The organism is Hominibacterium faecale, from assembly GCF_020734085.1.
Taxonomy (GTDB): Bacteria; Bacillota; Clostridia; order Peptostreptococcales; family Anaerovoracaceae; genus Hominibacterium; species Hominibacterium faecale.
In genome coordinates this window covers 23,401-36,999 of sequence record NZ_JAJAGH010000002.1, presented here as the reverse complement: position 1 = coordinate 36,999, position 13,599 = coordinate 23,401, and the positions used below count along the sequence as shown (strand labels likewise).

Below are 13,599 nucleotides of genomic sequence, written 5' to 3'. Positions count from 1 at the left end.
AATAGCTTTGCTTCCATTACCTTTTTTCCCAACCCAACAATCTCCTCCCAACTTCGCGCCCTGTTTACAAAAAGAAGGATGGTTTGCGACGGCCGCCTCCGCAGGCCCCGCTGTTAGCGGGGCCGAGGACCAGCCGCCAGAGCAAATCATCCTTCTTTATTATTTCGCATAATCAATCGCTCGTGTCTCACGAACTACATTTACTTTAATCTGTCCCGGGTATTCCAGTTCGGATTCAATCTTCTTGGAAATATCTCTTGCCAGGAATACGATCGATTCATCGGTAACCTCATCCGGCTTGGCAATGATCCGAATCTCTCTTCCGGCCTGAATGGCAAAGGACTTGTCTACGCCTGGAGTCGTATTTGCGATATCTTCCAGCTTTTCCAGCCGTTTAATATAGGTCTCCAGAGTTTCACGTCTCGCACCAGGTCTGGCCGCCGAGAGGGCATCTGCCGCTGCGATCAGCACCGCTTCCATGGACTTGGGTTCGTAGTCGCCGTGATGCGCCGCCATTCCATTAATAACAGCTTCCGACTCCTTGTACTTTTTGAGAACCTCAATTCCCAGGTCAACGTGGGTACCTTCTTTTTCATGGTCAATGGCTTTACCAATATCATGGAGCAGCCCGGCTCTCTTCGCCAGTGTAATATCCAATCCCAGTTCTCCGGCCATCAGACCAGCCAGGTGAGCAACCTCGATGGAATGCTTGAGCACATTCTGTCCGTATGACGTACGATACTTGAGCCTTCCCAGCAGCTTTACCAGCTCCGGATGCAGGTTATGTATCCCTACCTCAAACGTGGCCTGTTCACCTTCTTCTTTAATAATAGCGTTGACTTCCCGCTCTGATTTCTTGACCATTTCTTCAATCCTTGCGGGGTGAATTCTTCCATCAACAATGAGCTTTTCAAGAGACAGACGTGCGACTTCTCTTCTTACCGGATCAAAGCCCGATAAAATAACTGCCTCCGGCGTATCATCGATGATCAGGTCGATTCCCGTCAGAGTTTCGATTGCTCTGATGTTCCTTCCCTCTCTGCCGATAATGCGGCCCTTCATTTCATCATTCGGAAGCGGAACAACGGAAACCGTGCTTTCCGCTACATGGTCGGCGGCACATCTCTGTATCGCACCTGTAATGATTTCTTTTGCTTTCTTGTCCGCCTCTTCCTTGGCTTTTGCCTCGATGTCCTTGATCATTACGGATGCTTCATAACGAATTTCCTTTTCCGTGTTTTCCAGCAGTATGGCCTTTGCTTCTTCGACCGAGTAGCCCGATATTTTTTCCAGCTCCTCCATCTGCCTTTCTAATACGTGATCTAATTCTTTTTGCTTCGATATGATCGACTGCTCTTTATTTGTAATGCTTTCTTCTTTTTTCTCTATATTTTCAAGTTTTCTGTCAATCGATTCTTCCTTCTGAATCAATCTGCGTTCTGACTTTGAAATTTCGGAACGGCGTTCCCGAATCTCCCGGTCAGCGTCGCTTCTTAATTTATGCGCTTCTTCCTTAGCCTCAAGAATATATTCTTTGCGAATCGTCTCCGATCTGTTTTCAGCATCAAGGATCAGATTCTTAGCCTTTTGTTCCGCGCTGCCGATAGCCTTCTCTCCAACTGTCTTTCTGATAATATATCCAATTAAAATCCCCAGCAACAGGGTAATAATTCCCACGACAATAGGTATAACGATATTTGCCATTTAAACACCTCCTTTTCATTAGTATTTTCATATTCGTATCATAGAAGTTTGCTTGTAAAATATAATAAAAATCATGCATTACGTAATAATTTTTAAATAAAATCACACATTAACATTATAATGTTTTGTGGGCAACTAGTCAAGGTTATGAAAGGGAATGGATGGACAATTATTGGAAATTATGGAAAAATGCAGACAAGGTCTTTATTGTCACTGCCATATGCTTTGCAATCCTAAGCATTACCATGATCACCAGCATCTCCTATAAAAACGGGCAGGTGATCCTGCGGGACATTGTGATCCAAAGCATTGCCTACGGCCTTGGCTTTATTGCCGCTGCGGCGATGATCTTGTGCGATTACCGCAAATTCCAGGATTTCAGCAAAGCGCTGTACATCGGCTCCCTGCTGTTCCTGCTGACCGTCTACGTCCCCGGCCTGGGCATCGTCTCCAACGGCGCCCGCTCCTGGATCAATCTGGGCTTCACCACCTTTCAGCCCTCGGAAATCGTGAAGATTTCCTTCACCATTCTGATGGCCAACTATTTTTCCAGAAATAAGGCCCAGCTCAGCCATCTGCGCGGAGTTACTTTAGCTGCTCTCTATGCGGCGCCCTTTATTTTCATCGTTGTCAAAGAAGATTTGGGCAGCGCTATCGTATACTGCTTTATCTGGGTCTTCATGATTTTTTTTGCCGGCATCGATCACAAAATTTTTGCCCGTTTTGCATTGCTTTTTTTATTGTCGCTGCCCATCGCTTACGGGTTGATGGCTCCTTACCAGAAACGGCGGATTGACGCTTTCCTGCATCCGGGCAATCTGGAACTGCCGGGGAACTACCATGTCTGGAATTCCAAGGTCGCCATCGGATCCGGTGGAGTTTTTGGCAAAGGACTTTTCGCAGGCACGCAAAAAGAACTGGATTTCCTTCCGGTTCAAAAATCAGACTTTATCTTTTCCGTGATCGTGGAAGAATTGGGGATGCTGGGCGGCGCGCTGGTAATCCTGCTCTTTGCCGTCCTCCTCTACCGAACGGCAAAAGTGGTCTACAGCGCGGCTGATCTTTACGGCGCCCTCTTAGCCATCGGCTTCTTAGGCATGTTTCTCTTTCAGGTCTTTGAAAACATCGCCATGACCATGGGCATCATGCCCGTTACCGGAGTAACCCTTCCCTTCATCAGTTACGGCGGTTCTTCTGTACTTTCGGGCATGGCGGCTCTAGGACTCATCATCAGCGTGGGAATCCGGGGCCGCAGTACGGGGCTGTGACCGTATCGCTCAGACAGCGCTGATATCCGTCAGCCTACGGAGAATATTGCGGAAATTCTCCTCTATGTAGGTTCCTTCCTTTGAAACGATAGGAATTCCCCGATTAGTAGAGATATAGATATTATCGTCAAACTGAATCAAACCAATCAAACGGCTGTTAAGAATTTCGGAAATTTCTTTCAAATCTGGAACTAAATGCTCTGCCATCAGATCGACTCTTACTTTATTAACAATGTAGCAGGTATCTTTGATACCTGCTTTTTGCAGATAGCGATTCAAAACGTCGGCATCTCTCACCGCAGCGATGTCGGCTTCGGTAACCAGCAGCGCCCGGTCGGCTCCGGCCATGGAAATATCCAAGCCGCTGCCAATTCCAGCAGGGCAATCAATAAACACGTAGTCGAAGTCTTTCTTTAGTTTGCGGCACATGATCTCCATATGAAGGGGCGTAATATCGCGATTGTCTTTTCTTGGGCAGGCTGACATCAGATACAGATTTTCAAAACGTCTGTCTCGGATCAGCGCCCTTTTGATTCTACAGATCCCGGAAAGTACATCCATAATATTATAAACGACTCGGTTTTCAAGCCCCAGATATAGATCCAGGTTCCGCATACCCATATCCATGTCAAGCAGAGCCACTTTATAGCCATGCTTAGCCAAAAGCGCTCCCAGATTGGCTGTCACCGCAGTTTTTCCGGTGCCTCCTTTACCTGATGCAACTAAAATTACTTCGCCCATTTCTTCCTCACTAACTTTTATTGTTCTTTTTGCTGAAAATACTTACCCATGACTTCCCTGGCAACAGGACCGGCGTTGGCCGCCGTACCGCCTTGTGCAATCATAACTGCAACGGCAATCTTTGGATTGTCTGCCGGCGCCATGGTCACTACCCAGGCAAAATTGTCATAGTTGGCCTTGTATCGATCGATCTTGGCTGCTGTCACCTTTCCGCCGCTCAAATTCATAACTGCCCGACGCACTGCTGTATGCCGCGAAGAATAAATGTCCGGGTAGGTCTCCATAAGACGCTTTTTCTCCTTTTGGATATCTGCCCAGCTGAGCGACGGCGCGATTGCGCCAAGATGGTTCTTAATATATTCTTCCTCGTCAACGGGGTTGATCTTACCTGATCTCTGCGCGGTTCCTGTTTTCCCTGCAACAGTCACAGGAAATCCCTTAAAGAGCCGGGTCAGACTTCCTCCGCTTCCATTGGCTACGCGCACCATGCCGCCGATGATTTCGTCAAAGTAGGAATCATCATCGACCTGCACCTTTTGCGGCGCATCCTTTTCTATTGTACCACGTCCCTCAATCTTTTCAACCAAACTTATTTGATTTCGTACCCCTTTATTTCCCAGGGCAGCTACATAACCGGCCATTTGCAGAGGCGTATAGGAATTGATGCCCTGACCGATGGCAATATTGAGCGCATCGCCGGTATTCCAAGTGGCTTGATTGATATAAGTGTATTTGCATAAATCCGCTAGAGCCGATACTTTTTTCTTTTGAACGCCTGCAAGCTGCCGCAGCTTATCTTCAAGCTGAGATTTTGTCAAGTCCTGGCCGATCCAGCTTGTAATCGTGCTTATTGTCTGATTGAGCCGGGAGCGGTCAGCTGCGGTAGATTTATCAAACCAGGATTCCGCTTCGGCAAGAAGAACGTTTTTCAGTGAATTGCGCAGACCGCTGATCTTTGATTCTTTTGAAGGCGTCTTTGTAACGGTCTCAGGGATTTCGATACCGGTGGGCTGTCCCAAACCATACTGAGCCGCATAGTCTAAAATTGTATCTATGGATATTTTTTTCTTATAACCTAAGCTGTTTCCAGTGTAAAAGTTTTTCCCCGTTGCAGCATCAAAGAAATAATAGTTGCAGGAAACTTCCAGAGCCTCTTGTAGATTCAGATATCCATGCTTTTTTCGGTTTAAGTTCCAGACCACGCATCCAAAAGAATTATTCCCAAGCTGAATATAACCATTGTCATAAAGGCGCTGCTTCGGATTCAATCCGCATTGAAGTGCCGCTGTGGCAGTAACCATTTTAAATGTGGAGCCTGGCTGAACAGCACTCATTGTAGCCACATTGTACAATGGAGCCGGAGCAAGCGGATCCCTGGGGTTTTTGCTTTGCAGGGATTTCCAATCTTTGGTGGAAATTCCGCCTGCGAAGAGATTGGGATCAAAATCCGGGCAGCTGGCCATAGCCAGAACATCGCCGGTTTTCACATCCAGGGCTACAACCGCACCTACTTGCGCGTTGGAAGCCCGCTTCATAGTATAATTGCCGTACTCACTGGTAAAGGTACCGCCCCGCTGCATAGCGTCAAGGGCCTGCTTCAACGATTTTTCAGCAGTTTTTTGTAATTCCAGGTCAATGGTCAAAGTTACGTCGTTTCCCTTCTTAGCCTCTGTTTGGCTGATGGTTTTGACCAAATTTCCACCGGCATCAACCTGAACCTTTTTTTCGCCGGCTGTGCCCTTCAGTACCTCTTCATACGCTTTTTCAATCCCGTCTTTTCCGATCAGATCCCAGCTCTGGTACCCCAGCTTTGTCACATATTGTTCCTTTTCGCTGTCCGAAATCTTTCCCAGATACCCAAGAATGTGGGAGGCTGTTGTTCCTCCCGGATAGCTGCGGGAGACTTCCGAAAAGACTTCCACTCCAGGGTAGGCGTCGCTGTTTTCTTCCAATAGGGCTACCGAGCGGTCGCAGAGATTTCGTGCAACGGTCACCGGCATATACTTTTTATAGCCAAGCGCCGCCATTTCATTGCGCACTAGCAAAATCTTCCTTGCTTCTTTTGCAGAGAGGTTACTATCTATTTTAAAATAATTTCTTGCTTTTGAAAAGGCTTCCTTTGCATTTACTCCCTCTGATAGTCCCAATCGATTCAGCAGCTCTTTCTTATCAGCGCCTTTTTTAAAAGAAAAGTCACCGGATTCAGTTATTTTGATGGGAAAATTATCGATCATTTCATCGCCGTTCTTTTCCAGCAAGTTGGTTAAATCCAAAATTGATTGGTTGAGCTTTTCATCTGTCATATTACCTTTGCTCAATCGCACAGATATCGTATAGGTGTTACCCGCCAAAACCTTGCCGTTGCGGTCGAGAATCTCCCCCCTGGGCGCTGTTTCATAAATGGTCTTTGTACTCAGGTCTTCCGCAGCCTGGGACCAATCGTCTTTTTCAACTACGGTTAAGAGGAACAGACGGACCAGCAAGATACCCATCAATACCAGTACCAAGCTCACCAGCTGAATATATCGGGATCGAAACCATTTTATCATATTGAATACCTGCCTTCTGCGTTTTTTAGAAAAAGAAGATAAAGTAATGCCATCAGCACCAGATTATGAGCCGCATAAGCCGGCTGCAGCCGCAAGACTTGTAGGAACCCATATGGAGCTCCAAGCAGGACCTGTCCAACCCAAAGAATCCCGCTGTACACCAGAGTGTCCGCGGCTGTAAGTCCTGCTAAAAAAATTGGATGTTCCAGGGCGAGGAACTTGCCTGCAAAGACTGCTGTGATTCCAATTATAAAAATCGCCGCTGGCGCCGGACCGGCATAAAGCGAGAAACACAGCTCCTGAAGAATGGATGTCAATACGCAAAGACCGATGATAGGAGCAGGCTCCCTGGCCTTGATGACCAGAATCAGGGTAATACAGAGGAGCAGGTTGGGACTGGCGCCTCCCAGAGGGATCAGGCCCGCGGCCGTAGGCTGGAGAAAAAAAGCGGCCAGCAGCAGGACCACCGTTTGCAGCGGCTTCATAATATGACCGCCACCTTTCTCAATTTGAAAAATGATACTGCGGGGTCTGCTTTGATTAAAACTCGCTGTGTACCGGTTTTCTTTTCCACTTCTGTTACTTTACCAATTTCTAGCCCTTTCGAATAGGTACCAATACCGGAAGTCATCAGTGTATCACCCTTTTTTACCAATTCTCCCTCTTGCAAAAGATAACCGATTAATCCCGTTCCATCGCTTTGAAGAACACCAGTTTGGCCGTCTTCTCCAGCTGCACGAAAACTGACCTTATTATTATTAGCCAGGATTGTCTCAACCTTGGCAGTTTTTTTAGCAACCTCGGCGATTTTTCCTACTAACCCGTCGCCGCTGATCACCGTGCATCCTGTCTGCAGCCCGTCTTCGCTACCTTTATTGATCGTAAAAACTCCTTCCCAATTGGAATAATTAACAGCAATCACATCCGCGGCCTGGATCTCTCCTTTTTTTGCAGCATCGTAATGAAAGACTCGTGAAAGCTCCTCCAGCTCTTGTTTTTCTTCCCTATCCAAAGCCAGCCGGGCATTTTCCTGCTTCAGCAGGTCCCTTTCTTCAATAAGCTGTTGGTTTTCAGCAGTAATCGCCTTGAAACGAAAAATGCCGCTGAATCCCCTTTTTATCCCATCCACCGCTTTTGCTGCCGGTTCTGCAACATAACCAGCCGCGTTCTGTAAGCGCTCTTTTATCCCTGTTTGACCATCTCCTGTTCGAAACAAAGCTGTAATCAGAGCGAACGAAACGATTGCTGCCAAAATTCCTGCTATTATTTTTTTGTGCTCGCCAAACCACATATGCTACCAGCCTTTTTTTCAATTTACATCAGCCCTTTGCTTTTTAGACTTATGTATGTACCATCGCCAATGATGATGTGATCCAATACTTTAATTCCCAATATATCGGCAGCTTTCACGAGTCTGGATGTGGTTTCCAAATCCTGTCTGCTAGGCTGCGGGTCTCCGCTGGGATGGTTATGTATAAACACCACTGAAGCAGCGCTGCGTTTCACTGCGTGACAGAATACTTCTCTGGGGTGAATGAGGGTGGAACACAAATCACCGATGGAAATCTCTGTATGTTCCATAATCTGTCCTTTTGCATTGATCAATAAAACTTTAAAATGCTCCTTCTTATAGTATCTCATCTTTTCCATAAAAAGTTGCACGATATCATCAGGATTTGCAATTTCATTTTTAACTTTTCGCGGATGGGTCGCCACCCGTTTACCTAGTTCAATCGCCGCTAATATCTGACAAGCCTTTGCTTTTCCCATACCTTTCAGCTTGGACAATTCCTCGGGACTGCAGTTTTCCAGAAACAAAAGTCCTCTTTCATCTAAGGTTAAAATTTCATGCGCGATTTCTAGCGCTGATTGAGACTTTGTACCGGTTCGCAGCAGAATGGCCAACAGTTCGGCGCTGGAAAGCATTTCTTTTCCGTAAAACAATAATTTTTCTCTCGGCCGCTCTTCTGGCGGCAGCCGTTTTATATTCATGTTTTGCACCTCCATTTTACATATTTTACCATATATTCAAAACTTAAACAACCATTTCTACATTATATTTTCTCCAATATCGGTCATAATAACATCGAGAATGAAAAAGGAGGTAACAAACATGAGCTGTCATATTAACGAAAGTATCAAATGTACGGTTGAACAGTGCACACACCACGCAGGAGAGAAGAATTTCTGCTCTTTAGACTGTATCACAGTAGGAACACACGAAGCGTGCCCGACTGTTGATCAGTGCACAGATTGTCTGTCTTTCCAGTGTAAATAGGACCATGCACTTTTGCCTGGGCCAGGCACTTCCCCTCTGGATTTTGCATATAGTTAAAATCTATAGAGGGGGTTACATAAATGAGCGTTTCCTTTCCGAAACCGTTAACACTTGCAGAGGAGGAACATTATATATCTCTTTATGAATCAGGAGATGAAGATGCAAAGGATGTATTGATCGAACGCAATCTGAGGCTGGTAGCCCACATTGCGAAAAAATATACTGGTACTGGTTTTCCGGCGGATGATTTGATTTCCATTGGAACCATTGGCCTTATAAAAGCAGTGAATACATATAGCAGCAAAAAAGCAACTCGTCTGGCCACTTATGCGGCCAAGTGCATTGAAAACGAAATACTGATGAGCATCCGCTCGTCAAAGAAAAACAAAGCCGAAGTTTCTCTATCCGTTCCCATAGGAACCGATAAAGATGGTAATGAAATAAGCTTTAATGATATACTGGGCACGGATCCGGATGCAATCCTGGATGATATCAGTTTGAAGATTCAAGTAGGAAAATTATTGCAGGCCATCAATACGGTGCTGACACCGCGGGAAAAAACGGTGGTCCTAAATCGTTACGGAATCTTTGGGCACAAACCCAGAACGCAACGGGAAGTTGCCGCTTTATTGGGTATCAGTCGTTCTTATGTTTCACGAATAGAAAAAAAAGCGCTGCTCAAACTGCGAGATGAATTGAAATATGACATAGGGCTGGCGGATTAGATCCAGTTCCTAAAAGGAAAAACCACGCAGCTAGCGTGGTTTTTCCTTTTTCAGTGTTTTGACAGTACAGATACGATTTTGGTTTATCATAATGAAATCATCCTATTTTTATGCAAAATAGTGTATAAGTTATGGCTGCCGCCGGTACACTCCATTAAAAATCAAGCGGCCGTTCAAAGCTCTTGGAATCGCTCAAATACTGAACCACCTGGGCGAACAGTGGACCGGCCGACTGGCTCCCAGACTGACCGTTTTCCACAAATACGGTTATCGTGTATTCGGGATTCTGCGCAGGCGCAAATCCAGTCATCCAGCCATGGACGGTCTCTTTGCCGCCCAGGCTCGCTTCAGCAGAACCGGTCTTTCCCGCCATGGAAACATCTGCGGTCAAGCTTTTTCCAGTCCCATCGCTCATGGTCTTTTCCATCATGCTTCTCACTTCTTCAGCTGCATTGGAACTGATAGCCTGTTTTTCTTGCGTTTCCCCGTCCTCCAGCAAAATATGGACCCCAGGGTCGATTCCCCCGTTGGCGATTATATTGGTCATTCGGGCGATTTGTAAGGGCGTTGCCAGTGTTTCCCCCTGACCGATGGAAAGGTTCGCTATAGCTGCTCCCTGTGACTGCTGCAGGGTCATCAATTTTCCCTCTTTTTGCCCCGGGTAGTCTTTTATGGCCATCTCTCCCAAGCCCATTTTTTTCGCAGTTTGCAGAATGGTTTCCGCCCCCAGCTCCTGCCCCAGCTGAATGAAGGTGGAATTGCATGACTGTGCCAGCGCATCCCGCAGGGTAATGGTTCCATGACCCTCTTCCCCTCCAGTTTTGCAGATCACTTTTTGGCCGTTGATCATTTCATAGCCCTTACAGACAAAGGTTTTGTCCGGGCTGATGCCCTGCTCTGCGGCCGCAGCTGCCAGAACAATCTTAAAAACCGACCCCGGAGGATAAGTCCCCTGAGTCACTTTATTGACCAGCTCGTTTTTATCGCTGCTCATATATTCGCTAACCCGGTTGGGATCAAAGACAGGGGTACTGGCAGAAGCAACGATTTCACCTGTTTCACGTTTGAGCACCACGATAGCTCCGTTTTTGCCAGAGCCTCGCAGAATATCTTCTACCGCGCCCTGCAATCCCGCATCAAGGGTGGTCACAACGCCCTCTTTGACATAAGAGTCCTCATCCATCGCTGTCCGAACTACCAGGCCTTTGCCCTGAAGAATATTTCCTTTTACATCCGCTGTGGTGAAAATCCGTTTGTTGAGTAGAGAAAGCTGGCTTTCGCACATCAATTCGATGCCTGTGGCGCCGCTGGCATCCTGGGGATTGACGTAGCCCAGAATATGGACCGCCTTCTGCTGCTGTCCATAGCGCCGTCCCGCTTCAAGAATATAGGCGGACGAATTGCGGATCAGCTGCTGACCCAGCTCCTTGTCGTATGATTTGGATGCGAACACTTTATATCCGCTGCCTGTGTTTTTCAGTTCCCGGGCCCCCATCAGATTCAACGCCCGTTTTGACTCACCGTCAAAATTTTTTTCTCGGATTATAAAAATGTATTCCTGGTTATTTCCCACAAGAGGAGTGTGATTGCGGTCGTAGATCAATCCCCTGGTATTGGCGCCTTCCAAAGCGATCATCTGCTGCGCGCTGGCAGCCTGGCTCAAATCTTGATGCCCCCAAAATTGGATATAGGCGAGGCGGCCGATCAAAGCCAAAGTCAAAATGCCCAAAGCCGCTGTCACAAATGCAATTCTCTTCCTCATAAAAAAACACTCCTTTAAAAGTATCTTTACCTTTTAAAGAAGTGTTTATACCTGGTTTCCTTACAGCTGATGGAGGAAGAGTCCGCTGCCCAATTTCGGTTCAAACCAAGTTGATTTCGGCGGCATAACAAGATCGTTGTCCGATACAGTAAGCAGGTCCTCAATTTCTACAGGATGGACGGCAAACGCAATCTTCATATCCTCGCGGCACCGTTTTTCCAATTCTTCCAGTCCTCGAATTCCGCCTACAAAATCAATACGTTTATCGGTTCTAGGATCTTCGATGCCCAGAATCGGCCCCAGAATCTTGTTTTGAAGAATGGCAACGTCCAATGAGTCGATTACATGATCGGGAATAATCTCCTCTTTTGCAGTTAACCGATACCAATTGCCTTCCAGGAACATGCCGAAGCAGTGCTTTGCTTCCGGACGGTAAACATCTTCGCCCTTCTTATCGATCTTAAAGCCGGCGGCTTTGATTTTTTCCATAAGGCTCTCCACGGTATTGCCGTTCAGGTCCTTTACGACCCGGTTATAGTCAAAGATATGGAGATCCGCGTCCGGGAAAATGACAGCCATAAAGAAGTTGAACTCTTCTTCACCGGTATAATCAGGAGTTTCCTCTCTGCGCTTTAACCCCACTTTGCATGCGGACGCGCTTCTGTGATGACCGTCGGCAATGTATAAAGAAGGAATCTCTCCAAACAGGGAAGTGAGGCTCTCGATGGTCTGCGGGTCATCCACCACCCACAAGGTATGCCGGATGCCGCCTGCTCCGGTAAAATCATAGGTCGGCTTGCGGCCGGAAGCCCAGCCTTCAATCAAAACCCGTATCCGCTTGTCATCGCGGTAAGTCAAAAATACCGGTTCTGTGTTGGCATCGCATACGTCAAAATGACGGATCCGATCCAGTTCCTTTTCCACGCGGGTGAATTCATGTTTTTTAATGGTGTTGTTCTGGTATTCATCAACGGATACGGTGCCTACAATACCGGTCTGCACTCTTCCGTCCATGACCTGGCGGTAGATGTACAGTGCAGGTTCTTCATCCTGGGTAAAAATTCCCTTGTCTAAAAAGTTGGCGATGTTTTCTCTTGCTTTCTCGTATACGCTCTTATCATAGGGATCCTTCTGATGGGGCAGATCGATCTCCGACCTGCATATATGAAGAAAACTGTAGGGGTTTTCCGCCGCCATTTTACTTGCTTCCTGACGGTTCATGACATCATAAGGCAGGGAAGCGACTTTATCCGCATATTTCTGCGCCGGCCTTATGGCTTTAAACGGTCTGACTGTTGCCATTATCTCTCAATCTCCTTTAATATATAGTTTGTCACATCTTCGATACTCATGCCCGTGGTATCCACTTCCAAAGCATCGTCGGCTTTGCGGAGGGGATTCAGCTCTCTGGTCATATCGCTGTGATCCCGCTTTTGGATATCCTCCAGGACCTGATCGTAAGTGATATCCTGACCCTTTTCCGTCAGCTCATCGTATCTGCGTTTTGCCCGTTCCTCAGCAGAGGCGGTCATAAAAAATTTGTATTCCGCATCGGTCAGCACATTGCTGCCAATGTCCCGCCCGTCCATAATGACACTTTTTTCCTGGCCCATCTGCCGCTGGAGCTGGACCAGCTTTTGACGAACATCGGCCAGGGCCGAACACTCGGACGCTTTCTTTGCGATCTGGGGAGTGCGGATTTGATCGTTAATGATCTCACCGTCCAATATGATGTTTCCTTTGGAAAAATCGATACTGGTTTTCTCCAGCATATTTTTCAGCGCCTGACGATCCTGAGGGTCAACCCCGCAGACCAGGGTCTTATATCCCACAGCCCGGTACATGGCGCCTGTATCGATGTAATCGATTCCCAGTTTTTTGGCCACCGCTTTGGCAATGGTGCTTTTGCCGGCGCCGCTGGGGCCGTCGATGGCTACTCTGATAATGTTCTCCATGTTTCGCTTCCTTTACTTGCTTTTTTTGGTTGTAAGCAATTTTTCAATTTCGGCTACAAAGGTATTGATATCGGTAAATTGCCTGTATACGGATGCAAAGCGGACATAAGCCACTTCGTCCAGCTTGCGCAGGCGTTCCATGATCAGTTCGCCGATGAAGGTGCTCTCCACTTCCTTCTCCATCATGTTATTCAGGCCCCGCTCGATCTCATCGACCACCTTTTCAATCTCAGCAATGGGGACGGGCCGCTTTTCGCAGGCTTTGATGATCCCGTTCATGATCTTGTTGCGGTCGAAGGCTTCCCTTCTGCCATCCTTTTTAATGACCATGAGGATCATTTCTTCCACCTTTTCGTAGGTCGTAAACCGTTTTCCGCAGGCATCGCACTCGCGCCGCCGGCGAATGGCATGTCCATCCTCCGTATGCCTGGAGTCGATTACCTTGGTATCCTGGTTTTCACAAAACGGGCATCTCATCTCAATATCCTCCTTGTATCACTACTATTCCTGTAAGCCAACATAGTGATTTTACTACATATTGTGGTTTTTGCCAAGTAGGGAATCTATCCGATTTACTTCCGCTTTGGCAAAGCTCCAAAAAAAAGGCTCCCGCCCAA

13 protein-coding genes are annotated in these 13,599 nt (G+C 47.0%); 3 read left to right on the top strand and 10 right to left on the bottom strand.

Features of this window, described 5'->3' with window-relative positions; translation table 11 throughout:
• Positions 1–159: 159 nt before the first annotated feature.
• Positions 160–1,704 (bottom strand): ribonuclease Y, encoded by a 1,545-nt coding sequence (gene rny / locus LG211_RS02925; RefSeq protein ID WP_148396752.1) that lies wholly within the window; start codon positions 1,702–1,704, stop codon positions 160–162.
• A gap of 161 nt (positions 1,705–1,865) precedes the next feature.
• Here rny and LG211_RS02920 point away from each other — a divergent pair, with 161 nt between their 5' ends.
• A complete protein-coding gene (locus LG211_RS02920; protein ID WP_148396753.1) occupies positions 1,866–2,972 on the top strand; it encodes an FtsW/RodA/SpoVE family cell cycle protein in 1,107 nt (368 codons plus the stop codon).
• Between the two features lie 9 nt (positions 2,973–2,981).
• Here LG211_RS02920 and minD read toward each other — a convergent pair whose 3' ends face one another.
• Genes minD through radC form a run of 5 tightly spaced genes read right to left on the bottom strand, consistent with a single transcriptional unit; the run spans position 2,982 to position 8,254 of the window.
• A complete protein-coding gene (gene minD, locus LG211_RS02915) occupies positions 2,982–3,713 on the bottom strand; it encodes a septum site-determining protein MinD (protein ID WP_148396754.1) in 732 nt (243 codons plus the stop codon).
• A gap of 17 nt (positions 3,714–3,730) precedes the next feature.
• Positions 3,731–6,262: a penicillin-binding transpeptidase domain-containing protein gene (locus LG211_RS02910; protein WP_148396755.1), complete on the bottom strand. Its 2,532-nt coding sequence runs from the start codon at positions 6,260–6,262 to the stop codon at positions 3,731–3,733.
• Positions 6,259–6,747: a hypothetical protein gene (locus tag LG211_RS02905; protein ID WP_148396756.1), complete on the bottom strand. Its 489-nt coding sequence runs from the start codon at positions 6,745–6,747 to the stop codon at positions 6,259–6,261. The genes LG211_RS02910 and LG211_RS02905 overlap by 4 nt, the downstream gene beginning before the upstream one ends.
• Positions 6,744–7,553, bottom strand: coding sequence for a rod shape-determining protein MreC (mreC, locus tag LG211_RS02900; protein ID WP_269476973.1), 810 nt, complete (start codon positions 7,551–7,553; stop codon positions 6,744–6,746). Before mreC ends, LG211_RS02905 begins: the two co-directional genes overlap by 4 nt.
• Positions 7,554–7,576: 23 nt before the next feature.
• On the bottom strand, positions 7,577–8,254 hold the full coding sequence (gene radC, locus LG211_RS02895; protein ID WP_269476972.1) for a RadC family protein: 678 nt from the start codon (positions 8,252–8,254) through the stop codon (positions 7,577–7,579).
• Between radC and LG211_RS20015 the strand changes: the two genes are divergently transcribed.
• Entirely contained in the window at positions 8,253–8,540 is a 288-nt protein-coding gene (locus tag LG211_RS20015; RefSeq protein ID WP_332108598.1) for a DUF1540 domain-containing protein, read from the top strand. The two genes, radC and LG211_RS20015, sit on opposite strands and share 2 nt — an antisense overlap.
• 80 nt (positions 8,541–8,620) lie before the next feature.
• A complete protein-coding gene (gene sigK / locus LG211_RS02885; RefSeq protein ID WP_148396760.1) occupies positions 8,621–9,265 on the top strand; it encodes an RNA polymerase sporulation sigma factor SigK in 645 nt (214 codons plus the stop codon).
• A gap of 154 nt (positions 9,266–9,419) precedes the next feature.
• On the opposite strand, the gene LG211_RS02880 is transcribed toward sigK, so the two are convergent.
• The 4 genes from LG211_RS02880 to nrdR are packed head-to-tail and all read right to left on the bottom strand — an operon-like array spanning position 9,420 to position 13,459.
• Entirely contained in the window at positions 9,420–11,027 is a 1,608-nt protein-coding gene (locus tag LG211_RS02880; RefSeq protein ID WP_227754629.1) for a peptidoglycan D,D-transpeptidase FtsI family protein, read from the bottom strand.
• A 60-nt stretch (positions 11,028–11,087) separates the two neighbouring features.
• A complete protein-coding gene (locus LG211_RS02875; protein WP_148396762.1) occupies positions 11,088–12,329 on the bottom strand; it encodes a DUF1015 domain-containing protein in 1,242 nt (413 codons plus the stop codon).
• On the bottom strand, positions 12,329–12,982 hold the full coding sequence (gene cmk, locus LG211_RS02870) for a (d)CMP kinase (protein WP_148396763.1): 654 nt from the start codon (positions 12,980–12,982) through the stop codon (positions 12,329–12,331). The genes LG211_RS02875 and cmk overlap by 1 nt, the downstream gene beginning before the upstream one ends.
• 12 nt (positions 12,983–12,994) lie before the next feature.
• Positions 12,995–13,459, bottom strand: coding sequence for a transcriptional regulator NrdR (nrdR, locus tag LG211_RS02865; protein WP_148396764.1), 465 nt, complete (start codon positions 13,457–13,459; stop codon positions 12,995–12,997).
• Positions 13,460–13,599 lie beyond the last annotated feature (140 nt).